The 18022-nt window shown below is 50.3% G+C and carries 17 protein-coding genes; 12 read left to right on the top strand and 5 right to left on the bottom strand.

Annotation, left to right across the window (positions count from 1 at the left end; genetic code table 11):
- Positions 1-6: 6 nt before the first annotated feature.
- From pepT to H8B09_RS13505, 4 genes are all read right to left on the bottom strand, one after another.
- Positions 7-1239, bottom strand: coding sequence for a peptidase T (gene pepT / locus H8B09_RS13520; protein WP_191204055.1), 1233 nt, complete (start codon positions 1237-1239; stop codon positions 7-9).
- 184 nt (positions 1240-1423) lie between these two features.
- Complete coding sequence (locus tag H8B09_RS13515; RefSeq protein WP_191204054.1) at positions 1424-1609, bottom strand: type II toxin-antitoxin system antitoxin; 186 nt, start codon at positions 1607-1609, stop codon at positions 1424-1426.
- A 12-nt stretch (positions 1610-1621) separates the two neighbouring features.
- Positions 1622-2494 (bottom strand): SPFH domain-containing protein, encoded by an 873-nt coding sequence (locus tag H8B09_RS13510; RefSeq protein WP_191204053.1) that lies wholly within the window; start codon positions 2492-2494, stop codon positions 1622-1624.
- Between the two features lie 595 nt (positions 2495-3089).
- Complete coding sequence (locus H8B09_RS13505; protein WP_191204530.1) at positions 3090-4256, bottom strand: M20 family metallopeptidase; 1167 nt, start codon at positions 4254-4256, stop codon at positions 3090-3092.
- A gap of 164 nt (positions 4257-4420) precedes the next feature.
- On the opposite strand from H8B09_RS13505, the gene H8B09_RS13500 reads away from it, so the two are divergent.
- Genes H8B09_RS13500 through H8B09_RS13490 form a run of 3 tightly spaced genes read left to right on the top strand, consistent with a single transcriptional unit; the run spans position 4421 to position 6595 of the window.
- Positions 4421-5209: an ABC transporter substrate-binding protein gene (locus H8B09_RS13500; protein ID WP_224753580.1), complete on the top strand. Its 789-nt coding sequence runs from the start codon at positions 4421-4423 to the stop codon at positions 5207-5209.
- A gap of 10 nt (positions 5210-5219) precedes the next feature.
- Positions 5220-5873 carry an amino acid ABC transporter permease gene (locus H8B09_RS13495; RefSeq protein WP_224753579.1) on the top strand — a complete coding sequence of 218 codons (654 nt, stop codon included), beginning with the start codon at positions 5220-5222 and terminating at the stop codon, positions 5871-5873.
- Positions 5870-6595, top strand: coding sequence for an amino acid ABC transporter ATP-binding protein (locus H8B09_RS13490; protein WP_191204052.1), 726 nt, complete (start codon positions 5870-5872; stop codon positions 6593-6595). The genes H8B09_RS13495 and H8B09_RS13490 overlap by 4 nt, the downstream gene beginning before the upstream one ends.
- Before the next feature lie 102 nt (positions 6596-6697).
- Here H8B09_RS13490 and H8B09_RS31255 read toward each other — a convergent pair whose 3' ends face one another.
- Complete coding sequence (locus H8B09_RS31255; RefSeq protein ID WP_191204587.1) at positions 6698-6886, bottom strand: DUF6254 family protein; 189 nt, start codon at positions 6884-6886, stop codon at positions 6698-6700.
- 264 nt (positions 6887-7150) lie between these two features.
- Here H8B09_RS31255 and H8B09_RS13480 point away from each other — a divergent pair, with 264 nt between their 5' ends.
- From H8B09_RS13480 to polA, 9 genes are all read left to right on the top strand, one after another.
- On the top strand, positions 7151-8338 hold the full coding sequence (locus tag H8B09_RS13480) for a methyl-accepting chemotaxis protein (RefSeq protein WP_191204051.1): 1188 nt from the start codon (positions 7151-7153) through the stop codon (positions 8336-8338).
- A gap of 144 nt (positions 8339-8482) precedes the next feature.
- Positions 8483-9406, top strand: coding sequence for a PstS family phosphate ABC transporter substrate-binding protein (locus H8B09_RS13475; RefSeq protein WP_191204050.1), 924 nt, complete (start codon positions 8483-8485; stop codon positions 9404-9406).
- Between the two features lie 200 nt (positions 9407-9606).
- On the top strand, positions 9607-10635 hold the full coding sequence (locus tag H8B09_RS13470; protein ID WP_318152613.1) for a PstS family phosphate ABC transporter substrate-binding protein: 1029 nt from the start codon (positions 9607-9609) through the stop codon (positions 10633-10635).
- A gap of 40 nt (positions 10636-10675) precedes the next feature.
- On the top strand, positions 10676-11635 hold the full coding sequence (gene pstC / locus H8B09_RS13465; RefSeq protein ID WP_191204049.1) for a phosphate ABC transporter permease subunit PstC: 960 nt from the start codon (positions 10676-10678) through the stop codon (positions 11633-11635).
- A 1-nt stretch (position 11636) separates the two neighbouring features.
- On the top strand, positions 11637-12515 hold the full coding sequence (gene pstA / locus H8B09_RS13460) for a phosphate ABC transporter permease PstA (RefSeq protein ID WP_191204048.1): 879 nt from the start codon (positions 11637-11639) through the stop codon (positions 12513-12515).
- A 311-nt stretch (positions 12516-12826) separates the two neighbouring features.
- A complete protein-coding gene (gene pstB / locus H8B09_RS13455) occupies positions 12827-13582 on the top strand; it encodes a phosphate ABC transporter ATP-binding protein PstB (RefSeq protein ID WP_191204047.1) in 756 nt (251 codons plus the stop codon).
- 21 nt (positions 13583-13603) lie between these two features.
- Complete coding sequence (phoU, locus tag H8B09_RS13450) at positions 13604-14260, top strand: phosphate signaling complex protein PhoU (protein WP_191204046.1); 657 nt, start codon at positions 13604-13606, stop codon at positions 14258-14260.
- A 144-nt stretch (positions 14261-14404) separates the two neighbouring features.
- Positions 14405-15193 (top strand): hypothetical protein, encoded by a 789-nt coding sequence (locus H8B09_RS13445; protein ID WP_191204045.1) that lies wholly within the window; start codon positions 14405-14407, stop codon positions 15191-15193.
- A gap of 119 nt (positions 15194-15312) precedes the next feature.
- Complete coding sequence (gene polA, locus H8B09_RS13440; RefSeq protein ID WP_191204044.1) at positions 15313-17982, top strand: DNA polymerase I; 2670 nt, start codon at positions 15313-15315, stop codon at positions 17980-17982.
- Positions 17983-18022 lie beyond the last annotated feature (40 nt).

Genomic DNA, 18022 nt, shown 5'->3' with positions numbered 1-18022 from the left:
TGACGTCTAAGCCTGCTGCTCGAAACGTTTAATAATCTCGATAATCGTCTTCGTTGCAAGGACCATATTATCGACGGACACATATTCGAATTTGCCGTGATAGTTTTCGCCGCCGGTGAAAATGTTCGGCGTTGGCAAACCCATGTACGACAGCTGGGAGCCGTCGGTACCGCCGCGGATCGGAATGACGACCGGCTCGATGTCGAGACTCTTCATCGCGTCATAGGCAATATCGACGATATGCTTAACCGGCTCGATGCGATCTCGCATGTTGTAGTACTGATCTTTCAGCTCGAGCACGATGCTGGACGGTCCGTATTTGGCGCGGAATTCATCGACGATTTGCTCGACAAGCGCTTTGCGGGCATTGAATTTATCCTTGTCATGATCGCGAATGATATAGACAAGCTGCGTCTGCTCGACCGTGCCCTGCATCGAGATCAGATGGAAGAAGCCTTCGTATTCTTCTGTGAACTCCGGTGCTTCTTGCGCAGGCAGACGGCTGTGCAGTTCCATTGCGATTTTGGAGGAGTGAACCATTTTGCCCTTGGCTGTGCCAGGGTGAACATTGTTGCCCTTAACCGTAATGCGCGCTTGGGCGGCATTAAAGCTTTCGTATTGCAGTTCGCCGAGCGGACCGCCATCGACCGTGTATGCATATTTGGCGCCGAAGGCAGCTACGTCGAACCGGTGCGGGCCTCTGCCGATTTCCTCGTCAGGCGTGAAGGCAACGCGTACAGCGCCGTGTTTGATTTCCGGGTGTTGGAGCAGATAGTCCATAGCGGTCATAATCTCGGTGATGCCCGCCTTGTCGTCTGCGCCGAGCAGCGTTGTGCCATCTGTTGTTATAAGTGTGTGTCCGACATAACCTGCGAGTTCAGGGAAGTCTTTAGTTGCGAGAACGACGCCAAGTGCCTCGTTCAGTACAAGATCACGACCGTCATATTGCTCGACAAGCTGCGGTTTAACGTCTTTACCGGTGAAATCGGTTGCTGTGTCGACGTGGGCCAGAAATCCGATCGTATCTACTGGTTTGTCCGTATTGGCAGGGAGTGTCGCCATCACATAGCCGTTCTCGTCGACGGTTACATCCTGCATGCCGATTTCCTTCAGTTCGTCGACAAGCTTGCGCGCCAGCGTCCATTGACCTGGCGTTGATGGGCAGCTCTCGCTTGCATCGTCAGATTGGGTATCGATTACGACGTATGAGGTGAAACGGCGGATTAGTTCATTTTTCATAATAGAGTCCTCCCTTGTCATTCATGAGTTACTAGTACTCGGTTTTACTTGTCCATTGGTCAGGTGTATTTATATTAGCACTTCCGCTTCATGAATTCGAGCGGAGGGACTTGTGGATAGAAAAAGAGCCATGCTCTCCGCTATCTGGGATGCGGGGCTGCAGGGCTCGAAAGTGGCTCGTATGTTACTCGGATTCGGGTGGCTCGGGAGGACGCAATTGCTTCAATCGGCCAGACTTCGCCAAGGATTCGCGAAGCAGAAATTCAATGTGGCTGTTGACGCTGCGGAACTCGTCTCCGGCCCAGCGCTCTAGCGCACGGTAGATTTCTGGATCAAGGCGGAGCGGGAAAGCCTTCTTCTCTTTACCCATAATGATACCTTCTTAGCTGTACAGCGAGCCGGCATTAATGACAGGCGTTGCTGCCCGATCGGAGACGATCGCGACCATCAGATTGTTGACCATTGCAGCACGGCGTTCGTCGTCCAATGTGATCCCGGAAGCCTCCAGCTGCTGAAGCGCTGCATCGACCATGCCAACAGCGCCTTCAACGATTTTCTGCCGAGCGGCTACGATGGCGATTGCTTGTTGGCGCTGGAGCATGGCGCTTGCGATTTCCTGCGCATAGGCAAGGTGGGACAAGCGCGTCTCGATAACTTGCACACCAGCTACGTTGAGACGGAATTGAAGCTCATTCATCAGTTCAGTCGCAACTTCATCCGCATTGCCGCGGAGCGAAGCCTTAGGATCATTGTCGTAGGAATCGTAAGGATAATGCGCAGCGATATGGCGGATGGCCGTCTCGCTCTGAATCGCGACGAACTTCTCGTAGTTATCGACGTCGAAACTTGCTTTGGCCGTATCTTTGACTTTGTACACGACCACGGCGCCGATCTCAACCGGGTTGCCTTCTTCGTCGTTGACTTTAAGCGTCTGGCTGTTGAAGTTGCGGACTTTGAGCGACACTTTGGATTTGTTCGTGAATGGCACAACCATCCACAGGCCGCTGTCTCGTACGGTGCCTTTGTAGGAGCCGAAGAATGTAATAATCTTCGCTTCATTCGGCTGCACGATAACCAGTGAAGTAACCGTAATGATGAAGACAACGAAGAGGATGACGCCAAACACAATCATCGCTGCATTGGGGTCAGACTCGCTGGCACCGACGATGACAAGTGCGATTCCGCCGATGAATGAGACTAGCGCAAGAAGCAGCGCTGCATAGCCGTTCATGTACCATGCTTTTGATTCCACCATATTGTAAGACACGCCCCTTAGAATAAATGTGATGATATTGATTTGATATACTTATGATATCACTTTTTACAAATACATGCAAATGAATCCCCTTGTGAAATGGTGGAAAAGAGTAAAATGGGCACGGAGTGTGGGGGAGAATGAAATAGAGCGTAATTGTGAGCACATTAGGGTGCAACTTAGGGGGAGGAACTAGTGACGGTGAGACGTAGGTGCAGAATTGCACCTACAGATGGGTGGGGAGGTGGATTGGTGGAATGTTAGTGCAGAAACGCACCTAAGGAGGGTTGATAAGCGGGATTGGTGTATGTAGGTGCAGAATTGCACCTACAATGGGGCAAAGGCGGGTTTGGCGGTACATAAGGTGCAGGAGTGCACCTATAGTGGGCATTAGGCGAATTCACCAATACGTAGGTGCGCATATATACCCTACGTCCACTCCTATCAAGGTTTGTCTCACCGACACGTACTTGCTAGTCCAACTGAGAGTCAGTATATGCAGCTCTTCGCGAAGTGCCGACTATCGTTACATACCAAAAAAGCAGCGACCATTTAGGGTCACTGCTTTAAGATCGCTGCTTTAACCAACTACATTCTATTTCTTAGCCCGCTCGAACTCCTCGCGCACCTGACGGAGCAGCGCCGGATTGGCGCACACGTCGTACGCCGTTGCGGCGAGTACCTTCGCACCGAATAGCAGGCCTTGCATCGCTCGTGGCTGCATGGCGGCGTCACGGAACTCAATCGTATGAAGCTGGTACGGATTGTCTACGACCTGTACATAGGGATGAATGGCTGGGCATCTGGTGGAGACGTTGCCGAGATCCACCGAACCATTGTCTTTACCTGAAACAATCGCTTCCGCTGGTACGCCTCCCTCGATCAAGTTAGCCGAGAACAAGCTGGACAATGTCTCATTCGTCCGAAGCTCATCGTAAGAAAACTCATATGCATTCGTCTTGAGCGTACAGCCCGTTTGCAGCGCCGCACCTTCCGCGCAGCGCAGTGCGCGCTGCGTCAGCTCGTTCGTGTATGCCCGGTCCGCAGAGCGGAAATAGAACTTGGCCGAGGCATAGTCAGGAATAATGTTCGGCGCCTGACCTCCGGCATCGATGATGCCATGCAGCCTCGCGTCGCTGCGCACCTGCTGTCGTAAGGCGTTCAGCGAGTTGAACAGTTGAATGACCGCATCAAGCGCGTTCACGCCATCATGCGGATTGGCTGCCGCATGTGCCGTTTTGCCGAAGAACTCGAATTGGATCGCGTCCATCGCCAGTGATTCGCCGGACTTCTCGTAGGAGTGGTACGGATGCGCCATGAGTGCGAACGAGCAGTCATCGAACAAGCCGGCTTCGGCCATCGTCACCTTGGCGCCTTTCGTCTCTTCGGCTGGAGTACCATATACACGAATGACACCGCCAGTCTCATCGATGACGGACTTCAATCCAACTGCAGCGGCGACGCCCATCACACCGATAATGTGGTGTCCGCATGCGTGTCCGATTTCCGGCAGCGCATCGTATTCGCACAGAAAAGCCGCGGCGGGACCTGGCCTGCCTGAATCGTATGTGCCAATAAAGGCAGTTGGCAGTCCAAGCGTCCCACGTTCGACGGTGAAGCCATGACGTTCCAACTCATCGGCGAGCAGCGCTGAAGAGCGGAATTCCTCGTGGCCAAGCTCCGGGTTGGCGCCAATGTCGAGTGACATCGCAGTCCAGTGTGCTGCATGCTTATTAATCGTATCGAATATTACAGATTTCATGGTCATTGCGAATCGCTCCTTTATGAGTACAAAACTCTATTTGTTACTTTCTGGATTGGTTGAAATTAACACTGTTGAATAGTGTCGAAATGTAGTTGTTTTTGTCGAATTGCCCATTATAATTGTAGAGTTGTTGCCAAGCTACTTCAAGGGGAGAGAACATCATGAGACGTTGGATAACGATACTACTACTTACTGCAATGGTTATTACGATCGTAGGGTGCGGAAGCAAAGAGGACAAGCTCGCTTCTATTAAGGCAAGCGGCAAACTTGTGCTCGGAACGAGTGCGGACTACCCGCCATACGAATTTCATCATACGAACAATGGGCAAGACGAGATCGTCGGTTTCGATATCTCGATCGCACAGCAGCTTGCGAAGGACCTTGGCGTAAAACTCGAAATTCAAGATATGAAGTTCGACGGATTGCTGCTGGCGCTCAACTCGAATAAGGTTGACCTCGTCATTTCCGGCATGACACCGACTGAAGAACGGGCGAAGAGTGTAGATTTCACTAATGTTTATTATACGGCAGAGCAAGGGGTTCTCGTCAAAAAGGACGCCGCCGCTTCTTATCAAACGTTCGACGATTTGAAGGGTAAACGTATCGGTGTGCAGAAGGGCAGCCTTCAAGAAGGCATCGCCAAAGGCATCGAAGGCGCGAAGCTTACTTCGTTGGGTAAGATCAGCGAGCTGATCATGGAGCTGAATAGCGGTCGCGTGGATGCGATCATGGCGGAAATGCCGGTAACGAAGCTGTATGCGTCGAACCAGCCTGAACTTACGCTGACGGACATTGTTGTGCCTACCGACCAGGAGGGCAGCGCGGCGGTTGCTGTGAAGAAGGGCAATAAAACGCTGGTTGATGCGCTGAACACATCGTTGGATAAAATAAAGCAGAATGGCTCGCTTGACGAATATATCGTCGAAGCCAACAAGCTGCTGAGCGAGTAAGAGGCATCGTATGGACTTGGACTTTGGATTTCTATCGGAATATTGGACGTATTTTCTGAAGGGCGCTTGGCTGACACTGCAGCTTTCATTCTTCGGCGTTCTGTTCGGGACAATACTGGGCATAGGCATCGCGCTGCTGCGGATCTCGAAGATCGGCATATTGCGCTTTCTGGCGTCGGTTTACATCGAGGTTATTCGCGGCACGCCGATGCTTGTTCAAATCGTTATCATTTACTACGGATTAACGAATTTCGGCATTAACCTTCCTCCTTTTACTTCGGGTGTCATAGCGCTCACAATCAATAGCGCTGCCTATATGGCTGAAGTATTCCGGGCAGGAATTAATGCGATTGATAAAGGGCAGACCGAAGCTGCGCGATCCCTTGGCATGTCGCATGGGATGGCGCTTCGCCATATTGTGCTGCCGCAGGCTTTTCGGAACATGCTGCCTGCAATCGGCAACGAGTTTATTGTCATTATTAAAGATTCATCGCTTGTTTCCTTCATCGGTATCGCCGATTTGATGTACAATACGCAGACCGTCTATTCGACTACGTATAGGACATTTGAGGCATTGCTTGTTGCAGCAGCCGTTTATTTCGTTATGACATTCACCTTGTCGAAGCTGCTTGGTCTGTTGGAAAGGAAGCTGAGTGCCTCATGATTAATGTTCAATCGTTACGCAAATCATATGGTAAGCATGAAATCTTAAAAGGCATCGACACCGAAATTAGTAAAGGCGAGGTTGTCGTTGTTATCGGTCCGAGCGGCTCGGGCAAAAGTACGTTTCTCCGTTGTCTGAACCGGATGGAGGAACCGACAAGCGGAGAGATTCGTTTTGAGAATCAGCTCATAACCGGCAGGCAGCGCGATCTGAATCAGATTCGCCAGCGGATGGGGATGGTGTTTCAACAGTTTAATCTCTTCCCGCATATGACCGTGCTCCAGAATGTGACGCTTGCGCCACGCAAGCTGAAGAAGCTGGGGAAAGAGAAGGCGGATGCCGAGGCGCTTGCCTTGCTATCTTCTGTTGGCCTTGCCGATAAGCGCGATGCATACCCAGCTCGTCTGTCCGGCGGACAAAAGCAGCGTATCGCCATTGCGCGTGCTCTAGCGATGAAGCCGAGTGTAATGTTGTTCGATGAACCGACATCTGCACTCGATCCAGAGATGGTTGGCGAAGTGCTCGACGTCATGAAGAAGCTTGCTGCACAGGGGATGACGATGGTGATCGTTACCCACGAGATGGGCTTCGCTCGTGAAGTTGGCGACCGTGTTCTATTCATGGATGAGGGCCGAATTATTGAAGAGGGAACGCCGGAGCGAATGTTCGAGCATCCGAGAGAGGAACGTACGAAGCTGTTCCTTAGCAAAGTATTGAAATAAACGGTAAGTTGTCGCTATTTATAAAAGCAGAATAATGTTTAGTTGAAGCTGTCGCTTAGGCGACAGCTTCTTCTTCTAACGTCGAATAACGGCAGTTGCAGCTTAAGGGAGTAATGATTGCTGACTAGCTTGTTTCGCGTGCTCATTGATAAGCATCGTTGTATTTACCGCTGGCATCGTACCTGGTTCTTCCGCGAGTTCGGCAAATGATTTGATTTTGCCATGCGTCGGTTGGTGGTTGTGCTTCCGTTGGTGCCAAGCGTTCACGCGGCGGTTTTTCGAAGTCGTCATCAATAATGGCTCCCTTCCGCTTATAAGAAATTAGTGCGATATCGATGCGGCAGCTGCTCATTACCGCTTCAGTAGCATCGTCACAATCGACGCAATTCATGTGCGCCGGGCATCAAGCAATCGTTAGCATGCAATCGACAAAATTGCGAACACTGTCGAAAATTAACACTCCATTAACAAAACGCTGCGTTTGTGATAAATTTGCCAGTTTATAGTGGGTTTATCAGATACAGAAATTGTCGATGGGATGGAGTGTAGATCATTATGCAATTGCTAATGATACGTGAAGAAGCGGAGCAGAAACAGGAGCAGGTGCAGGAGCAAAAGCAGGAACTAAAGCATGTGCAGGAGCAGAAGCAGGCGCCAATTGAACCCCCAGCGGATGTGGTTGTCATACCAACGATTCGCCTTTCCGATTACTTGCGCTATCCGGTCACTGTGTCGGCCGATACGAGCTGCCTAGATTTGCTTCGATTATTCAAGAGCCGTGTCGACGAAGAGTGCGCTGTAGTAACGGGACAAGCTGGAGAGCCGCTTGGACTGATCATGCGCAATCGATTCTATCATTACCTTAGCCAAAGATTCGGATCCGAGCTCTATTACAATAAGCCTGTTACGAAGCTGATGGATGCCGAACCGTTAATGATTGACAGTGAAATGGACCCCGCAAGCCTTATTGGACAAGCACTTAGTCGCGATGAAGCGACGCTGTACAATTGCGTAATCGTTACTGAAGGAGCTAAGCTTGCCGGCATGCTTACGGTAGGCGACTTGCTTCGCATTTCGCGTGATATTCAGGATGCGGCCGTTCAGCAGAAATCGGTTGTACTCAAAGAGACGCAAGGGCTGATGGCGTCGATCGAACGCGAAATTGCGGAAGTGAAACAATCGACAATGGACGGCTCGAATCTGTCGACGGATATGGTAATGATGACGCAGCAGGGCAAGATGGAACTGGATCAGGTTCGTGAGGGATTAGGCAGACTGACAGAACTTGCTGCGGCACAAAAGTCGCATTTTGACGAGCTGCAGGAGCGTGCACGCGATGTCGGTCAAGTGACGTCCCTTATTCGAGAGCTTGCAGAAACCTGCAATCTGCTTTCTCTGAATGCAGCCATCGAAGCAGCTAGAGCAGGCGAGCATGGCCGCAGCTTCGCAGTTGTCGCGGATGAAGTTATGAAGCTTGCGGTGGAAACGAAGCAATCTGCGGATACCATCGCTTCGCTCGTTCGCGGTATTCAAGGCGCTATTGAGGAAACAAGCCGATTGCATCATCAGAGCCAAGCGGATACAAGAGCCAGCAATCAATTTGTAGAGTCTGCAGCCTCTGCTTTCGATAGGTTATGCCAATCGGCAGAACATAACCGCGATAGCAGCCGACTTGTCGCTGAACTGACCAATCAAGCGCATAATCACTCTGTAAGCGTTCAGGAACGATTAGAAGATTTGTAGAGGAAGTTCAAAAACTTCGCTTTTGAGCACTTATAGGTAAACTTTACTAATTATTCATAATTCGATAATTTTCTCTTAACAGACCGCCCCTAATATTAGGCATGTACATAAGATGTACGATACCTAATTGAGGAGTGGTCTTCGTTGTTTAAGAAATTGACTTTGAAGCTTGCGATTGTTGCAGCTAGCTTGTCGCTTCTGTTGACGGGTCAAGCAGGTGCTGCCGACAATCTGAAGGGTACGATTGAAATTGATGGTTCCAGCACAGTATATCCGATCACGGAAGCTGTCGCAGAAGAGTTCGGCAAAGATCACAAAGACGTTCGCGTAACGGTAGGCGTTTCCGGTACGGGCGGCGGCTTCAAACGTTTCTGCAATGGTGAAATTCCAATCGCTGACGCATCGCGTCCTATCTCGGATGCAGAGAAAAAAGCATGCGCTGCGAAAAACATCACGTATACAGACGTAACGGTAGCGTATGACGGCATCACGATCGCAATCAACAAAAACAATACGTGGGCACAAAAGCTGACGGTTGCTGAGTTGAAATCGATCTTCCAAAGCGGTTCCACAGTGAAAACGTGGGCTGACGTTCGCAAAGGCTTCCCGGACGAGAAAATCAAAATCTATTCGCCAGGCAGCGACTCCGGCACGTTCGACTTCTTCACGGAGAAAGTGAATGGCAAATCGAAATCGAGCCGTAACGACAGCCAAATCACGTTCAGCGAAGACGACAACGTACTCGTTGAAGGCATCACGAACGACAAGTATGCAATCGGCTACTTCGGTTACGCGTACTATGTAGAGAACAAATCGAAGCTGAAAGCCGTTGTTATCGACAAAGGAACGCGTGCAATTGGTCCATCGGCTCAAACGATCGCTAACGGCATGTACTTCTTGTCCCGTCCAATCTTCTTCTACGTGAACAAAACGGATCTGGCTAACCGCCCGGAAGTTAAAGCTTTCACACAATTCTACCTGCAAAACGCAGGCACGCTGTCGAAGGAAGTTGGCTACGTTCCACTGTCCAAAGGCTTCTACGCTTCGCAAGCAAGCAAGCTGAAATAATCCCCTCATAATGGATTTGGATAGCTGAGAAGGCGGCGCGAGCCGCCTTCTTTTCATTTCGAACTTGCGGCACTTGATTTTTACATGCAGTTAACATTTCGCCTATACCCGATTTACAAACATCTCGTAACATTAAGACCAAGAAGAACTTGTACTTATAAACTTAAACTTACTAATGGGATTCTAAGGAGTGGTCGTTGGTGTTGAAGAACAAAGGCTTCAAGAGCTTGTTAATGGTGATGATGATTGCGCTGCTTTTCATAACGGCAGCGTGTGGCAATAAGGCTGAAGATTCGACATCGAACGGTTCCAGCGATACGGAACAGACGAGCGATGATCAGAGCTCTGATACGGGAGAAGAAGAGGCAGTCGATGATGAGGACGTAACGGTGGAGATGGGCGGACAGATCGAGATCGATGGTTCCAGTACGGTATACCCACTGACCGAGGCAGCAGCTGAGGAATTCGGCAAATTCAATCCTGATGTGCGCGTAACGGTAGGCGTCTCGGGTACAGGCGGCGGCTTCAAACGTTTCTGCAGTGGAGAACTGGCAATCGCTGATGCTTCGCGTCCGATCAAGGACGAAGAAGCGAAAGCTTGCAGCGACAACGGCATCGAGTATTCGGATCTGACGATCGCTTACGACGGACTGTCGCTCGTCGTAAGCAAAGACAATGATTTTATCGATCATCTGACAGTAGAAGAGCTGAACAAGATCTTCACGACAGGATCGACGGTTAAGACGTGGGCAGACGTTCGCGCAGGATGGCCGGCAGAGAAGATTCTGATGTATTCCCCAGGTGCTGAGTCAGGCACATACGACTACTTCAATGAAGCGATTCTTGAGAAGAAGGGTATCCGCAACGATACTCAAATCTCGTTCAGCGAAGATGACAATACGCTCGTACAAGGCGTTGAAGGCAGCAAATATGCTATTGGTTACTTCGGATTTGCTTACTATGAAGAGAACGCTGATAAGCTGAAAGTTGTTCCGATCGATGCAGGCAAAGGCGCTATCGCCCCTTCTACAGAGACGATCAAGGACGGTACGTATGCACCATTGTCCCGCCCACTGTTCATCTATGTGAACAAAGAAGAAATGTCGCGTCCGGAAGTGTATGCATTCGCTGATTACTACATTAACAATATCGGTAGCCTCGCAAGCGAAGTTGGCTATGTACCACTGCCTGATGACCAATATAGCGAAGAAGCTACGAAGCTTCACTAATTAAGCTAATTATTCGGAAGAGGCAGGGAGAGAATCATACATGCCTAACGAGGCGCTGAGCACCAAGAGTCCGAAGCAGCTCGTAAACGCTGCTGCGAAGCGGGATCACGGATTCCGCAATGAAAAGTCTCATCTAATGGATAAAATTATGCCGATCGCGCTGTTTCTATGCGCTGCGCTCTCAATCGCCACGACGATCGGCATCGTCGCTACCTTGATCGGTGAAACGTATCATTTCTTCGAGAAGATTCCTTTCATCGACTTCATTACCGGTGGCAAATGGTCGCCGCTTATCGATCCGAAGAGCTTCGGCATCTGGCCGCTTATCTGCGGTACGCTGCTCATCACCGTTATCGCCTGTCTTGTAGCAGTCCCAATTGGACTGGCGAGCGCGATCTACTTAAGTGAGTACGCACCGAAGAAGGTTCGTAACATTGTGAAGCCGATTCTGGAAGTGCTGGCCGGCGTTCCGACGATCGTCTACGGTTATTTCGCACTCAGCTTCATTACACCGATCATTCGCGGCCTCTTCGCTGATGCTGGCGTGTTCAACGCACTTGCTGCGGGCATCGTGGTCGGTATTATGATTATTCCGATGGTCTGCTCGCTCAGCGAAGATGCGATGACGGCCGTACCGCGCAGCCTGCGCGATGGCGCATATGCGCTTGGCGCGACTCGGTTCGAAGTTGCGCTTAAGATTGTCGTGCCAGCAGCATTCTCCGGTATCGTCGCTTCCGCCGTGCTTGCGTTCTCCCGCGCGATCGGCGAGACGATGATCGTTACCGTAGCTGCGGGCTCCACGCCGAAGCTGACGGCCAATCCACTGGAAAGCATTCAGACGATGACGGCATATATCGTACAGGTCAGCCTGGGCGACACGCCGCATGGAAGCGTCGAATACGGAACGATTTTCGCAGTAGGGATGACGTTGTTCGTCATTACTTTCTTGCTCAACATTCTTGCACAATACGTAGCTAGACGTTTCCGGGAGGAGTACTAGGATGTCTTCAATTTTTATAGATGCCAATCGCAAGCAGATCGCCGGACGCCGGCGCATCGACTTCTCTCTGAAGCTGCTTTTCCTGGTGGCCACGTCGATCGGTGTCATTGCCTTAATGGCGCTGCTCATTGATATTATTACGGACGGAATTCATATGATCAGACCGGAGCTGTTCAACAACTTCCCTTCACGCAAAGCGAGCGAGGCTGGCATGAAGTCCGCGATCGTGGGCTCCTTGTACATGCTGCTGATTATGACGCCGCTATCGTTCCTGCTGGGTGTAGGCGCTGCGATCTATCTGGAAGAATATGCGAAGAAGAACCGGATTACGCGAATGATTCAACTTAATATCAGTACGCTGGCCGGTGTTCCATCGATCGTTTACGGTATTCTTGGTCTAACGCTGTTCGTTCGTGAGCTTCATCTGGGACGCAGCTTGCTCGCCGGTTCGTTCACCATGACGCTGCTCGTGCTGCCGATCATTATCGTATCGGCGCAGGAAGCGATTCGCTCGGTGCCGAAGTCGCGGCGTGACGCTTCTTATGCACTAGGTGCGACGAAATGGCAGACTGTATCGCGGTCTGTACTGCCGTCATGTATCTCAGGCATTCTAACAGGCGTCATTCTTGCGATGTCGCGTGCAATCGGCGAGACAGCGCCGCTAGTCATGATCGGTGCGCTGACGTTCGTGGCCTTCCTGCCAACGGGACCGCTGGATTCGTTCACGGTTATGCCGATTCAGATCTACAACTGGGTATCGCGTCCGCAGGCTTCGTTCCAAGAGCTTGCTGCATCCGGCATCATCGTGCTGCTCGTCATGCTGCTCTTGATGAACTTGTCGGCGATTCTGCTTCGCAACAAATACAACAAACATATCTAAATAAAATACGCGTTCAAAAAGTTGGGTTTTCAGCACCGAGAAGATTGTGAGAATCTGAATAGCTTATGCTTGCGAAGCGGTTATTTGCTCGCAGGATGTAACGCCTGAGGTATCGCAAATAACTTCAGGAGGAACGGAGTGTAGGCCAAACCTACATGAGTACCGCACTCCGAAGGTGAACACAAGCTTCGACGCCGAATAATCTTCCGGATACACTTCGTGATCAAAAGACGACTTTTTGAACTTCCTTAATCGACTCGTGACGATTTATTAATAGTTGGTCTTGAATACTCAAACGCGGGGGTCATCCGATGCAAACCTTAATTGAAATTAATCAACTGAATCTGTTCTATGGCGCGTTCCATGCGCTGAAGGATGTGTCGCTGCGCATTCCTGAGAAAGCAATCACGGCTTTCATCGGTCCATCGGGCTGCGGCAAGTCAACGCTGCTGCGGACGCTTAATCGGATGAACGATATGATTCCCGGCACTCGCATTCAAGGCGAGATTGCGATATCGGGAACCGATATTTATTCCGGCGACGTTGACGTGGAGACGCTGCGCAAGAAGGTCGGCATGGTGTTCCAGCAGCCGAATCCTTTTCCCAAATCGATCTATGACAACATCGCTTACGGACCGCGTCTGCATGGCATTCGCGACCGTAAGCAGCTCGACGAAATCGTCGAAACATCGCTTCGTTCCGCTGTTCTGTGGGAGGAAGTGAAGGATTATTTGAAGCGTTCGGCATTCAGCCTCTCGGGCGGCCAGCAGCAACGTCTCTGTATTGCTCGAGCATTGGCGGTTAACCCGGACATTCTGCTGATGGACGAAGCGACATCCGCGCTTGACCCGATCTCGACGCTGAAGATTGAAGAGTTGGCGCAGGAGCTGAAAGATCGTTATACGATCGTTATGGTAACGCACAACATGCATCAAGCAGCGCGTGTATCGAATCAGACGGTGTTCTTCTTGAATGGTGAAGTTGTCGAGTATGACGAAACGGAGAAACTGTTCTCCAATCCAACGGATCAGCGGACAGAAGACTATATTAGCGGCCGTTTCGGCTAAGCTTGAAGGAGTTGTATTAGGATGACACCACGTAAAGAGTTTGACCATTATTTGGACCAGCTTCACGAGATGCTCGTTGAGATGGGTGAACGCGTAGAAGGTGCGCTGCGTGAGGCGATGGAATCGCTCAAAACGCTCGATACTGTTCGTGCTACAAGCGTCATTGGCGGCGACCCAGAGATCAATCGTCTGGAAGAGAAAATCGAAGAGCTTGGTTCCAAGCTGATCGTTACACAGCAGCCGGTGGCTAAGGATCTGCGCCGCATTCTGGCCGCGTTCAAAATCGCAAGCGATCTGGAGCGCATGGGCGATCTGTCGCTTGACATCGCCAAGGTGACGCTCCGTTTAGAAGGACAGACGTTGATTAAGCCGCTTATCGACCTGCCGCGCATGGCAGAAATCGTACAGGTCATGATCAACGAGTCGATTCAATCGTTCGTGAAAGAAGATGTAGGCCTCGCTTACAAAATGGCGAAGGACGACGATCACGTCGACGCCTTGTATAAGCAAATCACGCGTGAGCTGTGGACACTTATGTTCGAGAACCCGCAGACGATCTCGCAATCGATGCAGCTCAACTTTGTTGGCCGTTTCATCGAGCGTATCGCTGACCATGCGACGAACATCGGCGAGAGCGTTGTATACCTGGTAACAGGTAAACGACCGGATTTGAACTAATCAGATCGATTATCCATGCAAGAGAGCCAAGGCTGTTCCTCGTCACACTGTGACGCAGAACAGCCTTGTTTGTTTTTATTAATATTTATATAATCTTAGCGAAATTGGAAAATAGCATAAAGTCACGGTCGTAGGGGGGTAATGATGAATAATGTATTTATAAGAATTAACTTTTGCTTACTATTGTTATGGATTGTTCTCGGATCTTATTCATACATAAATCCATACATCGCTGTCTTCACGAGCGGAATTCAACTCTTAGTAGCAATATACCTCCTGATCATCTCTGGTATCGTTCTAATTACCGCAACTTCCAAGCACAAACTTGCAGTAATTTTATTTTGTCTTCCATTTGTAAGCATCGTTATCGTTCCTCACATCAAACATGAATTTATGTTAGTAACAACCATACCAGATGATCAATTAATTAAGCGTTATATCCAGAAGCAGCATATCGGGACAACTGAGATTTTGGATACATCAATTGAGATTGCTTCGTACAACGTGAAAGAGAGTAATTTAAACCTGACGCTCAGAATCATGCCCGATGTGTTTATCAAGAATCAATCGCAATTGTATGACGATCGTCAAATCGGACCGGTAGGTTCGGCGAAAATGATGATGCATGATATGTTTCGTAATTTTATTTATTTGCCTAACCATGTCTTTGAAGTAACCACAGTTCCTAGGACGATAACGGTATATGGATACTGGGGCAATGATTTGATCATGAGAGCCGTGTTTCGCAAAAATGACAAGCAGTGGTATCAGTTAGTTCATCCTTACCCGTCAATATCATTAGTAGGCGATGTAAATAAGTTGCAGCTGCAATATGATTTCAACAATAGTAAGAGAAGCATCGATCTCTCGATGGAGCATCTTCCAACTTCCTATTTTCGATTCGATTTGGTTGAGGATAAAAGTACGGAATAGGATGCAGCCTGGCTTTTAACAAGATTGCTCGACCCGGCAGAACCATGCACATTTATGGTATGATAGTAAGAAGTAAAAGGCAGAACCATCATATTGAAAATGCAGGAGAGATGCCGCCAATGGAAAAGTGGATTTTGATCGACGGCAACAGTATTGCTAACCGGGCTTTCTACGCGATGCCGCCGCTAACGAACGCAAGCGGATTACATACGAATGCAGTATACGGTTTCACTACGATGCTGCTCAAGCTATTAGAAGAAGAGAAGCCGACCCATATGCTGGTCGCCTTCGACGCTGGCAAAGTGACGTTCCGTCACGAAGGGTATGGCGATTACAAAGGCGGACGCCAGAAGACGCCTTCCGAGCTGTCTGAACAGTTCCCGCTTATCAAAGAGCTGCTGACTTCGTTCGGTATCAGCCAGTTTGAGCTGTCTGGCTATGAAGCCGACGATATTATCGGTACGTTGACGCGGATGGCGGACGAGCAGGGCGCAGAAGCGCTTGTTGTGTCTGGCGATAAGGATATGCTGCAGTTAGCTTCCGACAAGGTAACGGTTGCGATTACGCGCAAAGGTGTCAGCGAGGTGGAGCGCTATTCACCTGCTGAAATTCAAGAAAAATACGGTCTAGTGCCGCTACAGATCATTGATCTGAAAGGGCTTATGGGCGATACGTCCGATAACATTCCGGGCATTCCGGGTGTCGGCGAGAAGACTGCACTTAAGATGCTGCATGAATATGGTTCGGTTGAACAAGTGCTTGAGCATTCAGGTGATCTGAAAGGCAAGATGAAGGAGAAGGTGGAGCAGCACAAGGACGACGCCATTATGAGCAAGAAGCTGGCGACGATCTTCCGTGAAGTTCCGCTGGAGCAAGGCGTTGAAGAGATGAAGTACAACGGCTATGAGAAGCCGGTGCTCGCAGAAGCATTCCGCAAGCTTGAGTTCAAGTCGCTGATGGAGCGGCTAGATCTTACGGGTGAAGCGGTTGGTGCAGAAGGCGCTGTACAAGCAGCTGATCTGGTCGTAGTTACCGTTACAGCCGGTGATGATGATGCCCTTGCATCTTTGTCCTGTGCGCTGCCGAAGGTAGAGAGCATCTACTGCGAAGTGATAGGAGAAAACCCGCATCAGAGCGAGACCGTTGCGATTGCAGTTGCTTCGCCTGATGCGATTCACGTGATATCGCTTGATGAAGCGAAGACGGATGCACTCGGGTTCTTCCGGGATTGGCTCGCGTCAACAGATGCGGCTAAGACGGGCTTCGATATGCACCGAGTGGAGCTGTCCCTCGCTTGGCATGGCTTGCCGATTAACGGCATTGTGTTTGACGTTCAGCTTGCAGCTTACTTGCTGGATCCGACGTCGACGGAATCGGCACAGACGATAAGCGGTCTATGCGGCAAATACGGTCTGCCAAGCGTTGCTTCCGACGAGTCGGTGTTCGGCAAGGGTGCGAAGTTCAAGCTGCCGGAGACCGAAGGTTTGCACGCGTTTATCGCGGCTAAAGCGGATGCCGTACGCCGTCTGGCGGATAAGCAGCGTACAGAGCTGGAGCGCTCTGGCATGTACAAGCTGTATTATGACCTGGAGCAGCCGTTGTCACGTGTACTTGCTGGCATGGAATTGCAAGGCATTAGAGCTGATGCATCCGTTATCGAACAGCTTGGCGCAGAGCTGGAAGGCCGCGTGCTGGAGCTGAAAGGCAAGATTTATGAGTTAGCTGGCATGGAGTTTAATATCGGTTCGCCTAAGCAGCTTGGCGAAGTGTTGTTTGAGAAGCTTGGTTTGCCGGTGAAGAAGAAGACGAAGACTGGATATTCCACAGATGCGGACGTGCTCGAAGAATTGGCGCCGTACCATGATATTATCCCGTCGATTCTGATGTACCGTCAGCTGTCCAAGCTGCAATCGACCTATGTTGAAGGACTGCTGAAGGAGATTCGTCCGAATACCGGACATATTCATACGTTCTACCGGCAGACGATTGCGGCAACAGGCCGCCTGAGCAGTCAGTTCCCGAACCTGCAGAACATTCCGATTCGTCTGGAGGAAGGACGCCAGATCCGAAAAGCATTCGTACCTTCCGAGCCGGGCTGGTACATGCTCGCAGCGGACTATTCGCAGATCGAGCTGCGCGTACTCGCGCATATCTCGGGTGACCACGGGCTCAAGGAAGCGTTCCTGCACGATATGGACATCCATACGAAGACGGCTTCAGACGTATTTGGCGTTCGTCCAGAGGATGTCGACTCGAACATGCGCCGCCAAGCGAAGGCCGTTAACTTCGGTATTGTGTACGGCATCAGCGACTTCGGTCTTTCGAACAACCTCGGCATTACGCGGAAGGAAGCGGCACAGTTTATCGAGCAGTATTTTGTCGCATTCCAAGGCGTTCGTAAGTATATGGATGATATCGTGATGCAGGCTCGTCGCGACGGCTATGTGACGACGCTTCTGGAACGTCGCCGTTATCTGCCAGAGATCAAGGCATCTAACTTCAATCTTCGTTCGTTTGCAGAGCGGACAGCGATGAATACGCCGATCCAAGGAACGGCAGCTGATATCATCAAGCTGGCGATGGTGAAGATGGATCAAGAGCTTCGCACGCGCGAATTGAAGAGCCGCATGCTGCTTCAGGTGCATGACGAACTTGTTTTCGAAGTACCTGAGGATGAATTAGAAATCATGAAGAAGCTCGTGCCGGACGTTATGGAGAGCGCGATCGAATTGGATGTACCGCTGAAAGCAGACGTCAGCTACGGTCATAGCTGGTATGAAGCGAAGTAGTTACGACAAAGGTGTCAATTGGTATCTGCCAAAATGTTAT

The organism is Paenibacillus terricola, assembly GCF_014779765.1.
GTDB classification, from domain to species: Bacteria; Bacillota; Bacilli; order Paenibacillales; family Paenibacillaceae; genus Paenibacillus_T; species Paenibacillus_T terricola.
Note: the sequence above shows the minus strand (reverse complement) of the source record. Positions and strands in the feature narration are given on the sequence as shown.

Excerpts from the sequence above, each read along its gene's own strand:
- H8B09_RS13500 (WP_224753580.1), top strand. The coding sequence starts at position 4,421 with ATGAGACGTTGGATAACGATACTACTACTTACTGCAATGGTTATTACG.
- polA (WP_191204044.1), top strand. The coding sequence starts at position 15,313 with ATGGAAAAGTGGATTTTGATCGACGGCAACAGTATTGCTAACCGGGCT.
- H8B09_RS13445 (WP_191204045.1), top strand. The coding sequence starts at position 14,405 with ATGAATAATGTATTTATAAGAATTAACTTTTGCTTACTATTGTTATGG.
- H8B09_RS13495 (WP_224753579.1), top strand. The coding sequence starts at position 5,220 with ATGGACTTGGACTTTGGATTTCTATCGGAATATTGGACGTATTTTCTG.
- H8B09_RS13505 (WP_191204530.1), bottom strand. The coding sequence starts at position 4,256 with ATGAAATCTGTAATATTCGATACGATTAATAAGCATGCAGCACACTGG.
- pstB (WP_191204047.1), top strand. The coding sequence starts at position 12,827 with ATGCAAACCTTAATTGAAATTAATCAACTGAATCTGTTCTATGGCGCG.
- H8B09_RS13510 (WP_191204053.1), bottom strand. The coding sequence starts at position 2,494 with ATGGTGGAATCAAAAGCATGGTACATGAACGGCTATGCAGCGCTGCTT.
- pstA (WP_191204048.1), top strand. The coding sequence starts at position 11,637 with ATGTCTTCAATTTTTATAGATGCCAATCGCAAGCAGATCGCCGGACGC.
- H8B09_RS13480 (WP_191204051.1), top strand. The coding sequence starts at position 7,151 with ATGCAATTGCTAATGATACGTGAAGAAGCGGAGCAGAAACAGGAGCAG.
- H8B09_RS13515 (WP_191204054.1), bottom strand. The coding sequence starts at position 1,609 with ATGGGTAAAGAGAAGAAGGCTTTCCCGCTCCGCCTTGATCCAGAAATC.
- H8B09_RS13490 (WP_191204052.1), top strand. The coding sequence starts at position 5,870 with ATGATTAATGTTCAATCGTTACGCAAATCATATGGTAAGCATGAAATC.
- phoU (WP_191204046.1), top strand. The coding sequence starts at position 13,604 with ATGACACCACGTAAAGAGTTTGACCATTATTTGGACCAGCTTCACGAG.
- H8B09_RS31255 (WP_191204587.1), bottom strand. The coding sequence starts at position 6,886 with ATGACGACTTCGAAAAACCGCCGCGTGAACGCTTGGCACCAACGGAAG.
- pstC (WP_191204049.1), top strand. The coding sequence starts at position 10,676 with ATGCCTAACGAGGCGCTGAGCACCAAGAGTCCGAAGCAGCTCGTAAAC.
- pepT (WP_191204055.1), bottom strand. The coding sequence starts at position 1,239 with ATGAAAAATGAACTAATCCGCCGTTTCACCTCATACGTCGTAATCGAT.